The organism is Vibrio sp. Vb1574, assembly GCF_033338675.1.
The window spans coordinates 1-1,292 of the sequence record NZ_JAWOTC010000260.1 but is presented as its reverse complement, the minus strand read 5'-3'; the positions used below and the strand labels follow the sequence as shown (position 1 = coordinate 1,292).

Annotated in this window: 1 protein-coding gene and 2 pseudogenes; all 3 read right to left on the bottom strand. The window is 45.4% G+C overall.

The window, feature by feature from the left end; genetic code table 11:
• Positions 1-150 (bottom strand): annotated as a pseudogene (locus R7O12_RS25345) (lysine transporter LysE); the annotation flags it as partial.
• Positions 151-243: 93 nt separating this feature from the next.
• A complete protein-coding gene (locus tag R7O12_RS25340; RefSeq protein WP_318126818.1) occupies positions 244-1,158 on the bottom strand; it encodes a LysR family transcriptional regulator in 915 nt (304 codons plus the stop codon).
• A gap of 19 nt (positions 1,159-1,177) precedes the next feature.
• Positions 1,178-1,292 (bottom strand): annotated as a pseudogene (locus tag R7O12_RS25335) (Lrp/AsnC family transcriptional regulator); the annotation flags it as partial.

Below are 1,292 nucleotides of genomic sequence, written 5' to 3'. Positions count from 1 at the left end.
GATCCCAAAAGCATGCGCCCACGCCGTTGCCAAACCATTCATTCGTCCACCAGCCAAAGCATGTTTAGCAACGATCGCTAAGCTAGGTCCTGGCGACATAGCCCCTAATAAACAGACTGTAAAAAGTGATAACCAAACTGTTAGTGTCATAAAAATTTCCCCTCTTTGACGTTAATTTATCAATAGAGGTGATATAAACTGAAATCAAAGTTAATCTTGAAAGTCATGATTGAAACTCATACTCTAGTGAATAGAGTATTCTGATTGCTGCATAACGCTTTCCATCGTTTCCCGTATCCAACGATGCGCAGGATCGTTATCGTACTTTGGATGCCACATCAGCCAGTATTGATGGATTTGAGTATCAAATGGCAGAGGTTTATGTGCCAAACTCCAATGCTTAGCGAGGTTCACCGCGATATGCTCAGGGACGACCATCAAATGTTCACTTGAGACTAGGCGATTAACCGCCGCCGAGAAAAATGGGACTTTAAATGTGATATGTCGCGCCAACCCCATCTCTTTTAAAACCGTGTCGGTGCTTGAATCTTTATCGCCGCCACCCGTGACTTTTATGTGCGAATAGCTGAGTAAAGCATCCACCGTTAGCTCTTTACAACTCGCTAGCGGGTGAGACGCTTTCATCAAACACACCGAGGTATCAGAACCAATGTTCACGCTTGAAACGCCTTCTGGTTTTGAAGGGTACATGGACGATGCGATGTGGATACCCAGTTCATGCAACTTATCGAGAAAATCTGGTTGCCATAAGCGATAAGCCATATCCAGTTGCGGCGCGAGTTGGCTTAAATGGGAAGCGATATCTGGAAGGACGTACTGAGCAACATAGTCACTAGACGCGACAACTAACTCACCTTGCCAATCTGCCGGTTCGAACGGTTTATCATCAAGCAGATGATCAAACTCAGACAGCAAATCATCAAGTTTAGCTTTTAACGCTAACGCTCGAGGTGTGGGTATGAGCAAGTTCCCCTGACGGACAAGCAATGGATCGCCACAAAGCTCTCTAAGCTGGGCTAATTGGCGGCTGACCGCAGATTGAGTTACGTGCAAGCGCTCGGCAGTGCGACTTACATGACACTCCTCAAGCAGCACATGCAATGATCTCAGCAGATTTAAATTGATGTTGTTTAACATTCTCGACCCACTTGATGCTTCACTTTACGAACTTGTTTCCGGTCGTATTAAAAAACTCGGTCAGAACCGTATGCGTCATCAAATGACGCAGTTCTGGAAAGCGTTGAATTTGGTCTCGAATTTCATTGATCCGA